The sequence below is a fragment of the Streptomyces hainanensis genome (genome assembly GCF_004348415.1).
GTDB lineage: Bacteria > Actinomycetota > Actinomycetes > Streptomycetales > Streptomycetaceae > Streptomyces > Streptomyces hainanensis.
The window spans coordinates 1-1,088 of sequence record NZ_SMKI01000856.1; the positions used below are offsets into that span (position 1 = coordinate 1).

1 protein-coding gene is annotated in these 1,088 nt (G+C 72.2%); it reads right to left on the reverse strand.

The features are described from left to right. Positions 1–15 precede the first annotated feature (15 nt). Entirely contained in the window at positions 16–1,080 is a 1,065-nt protein-coding gene (locus tag E1283_RS36465) for an LCP family protein (protein ID WP_425086283.1), read from the reverse strand. Positions 1,081–1,088 lie beyond the last annotated feature (8 nt).

Genomic DNA, 1,088 nt, shown 5'->3' on the forward strand with positions numbered 1-1,088 from the left:
CCGCTATTCCCCCCACTACTCCCCCGCGATGATCTCCCCCTCGCGGGACTGCGGCTCGGCCGCCGACCCCTCGGTCGCGTTCCTCGGCACCGGCCGGTCCTCACGCAGCGCGCTCCACACCTCGCGCGACTGGCGGTCCAGCGGGACGACGCGGTTGCGGTCCCTGGGGTCCAGGGCGACCGGGAGCGTCAGCATGTTCATCTCGTCCGGATCGATGCCCTTGAGGGTGCGGGCCAGGCCGACCAGCTTCGAGGCCGAGGCGAGTCCCGAGTCGGTGGTGACGGAGCGGGTGGTGGTGTCGGCGATCTCGTAGAGCCGGCGCGGGTCGCCGAGCAGCCCGATGCCGCCGACCTGCCGGGCCAGGGCCCGGACGAACGAGTGCTGGAGCCGGATCCGCCCGAGGTCGCTGCCGTCGGCGAGGGCCTTCCTGGTGCGCACCAGGGCCAGCGCCTGCTCCCCGTCGAGGGTGTGGGTGCCGGCCGCCAGGTCGAGGTCGCTGTCCTCGTCCCTGACCGCCTGGGTGGTGGTGACCTCGACGCCACCGAGCGTGTCCACGAGCTGCGAGAACCCCTTGAAGTCGACCTCGACGTAGTGGTCCATCCGCACCCCGGACAGCTCCTCGACCGTCTTCACGGCACAGGCCGGCCCGCCGACGCTGTACGACTCGTTGAACATCACCCGCTCCCGCGCCGGCTCGGTGCCGCCACCGGGCCGTTCGCAGGCGGGCCGGTCGACGAGGGTGTCCCTGGGGATGGAGACGACGGTCGCGGCGTCCCTGGCCTCGTTGAGGTGCACGATCATCGCCGTGTCGGCCCTGGCGCCCTTGTGCTGCCCGTACGCCCCGTGGGTACCGGCCCGGGAGTCCGAGCCGAGCACCAGCAGGTCGAGCGACCCGTTGGGACTGTCCTCTGGCCGGTCGCGGCCGAGGGCGCGGTCGATGTCGACGTGCGAGATGTTGCGGTCGAACTTGACGTACAACGCGGTCAGCCCGGCTCCCGCCAGCAGCACCAGCAACGCCAGACACATCGCCCCTACCCGCACCACCCGCCACAGGCGCCGCCTCGCCGACCCGCCATCCACCTTTGGGG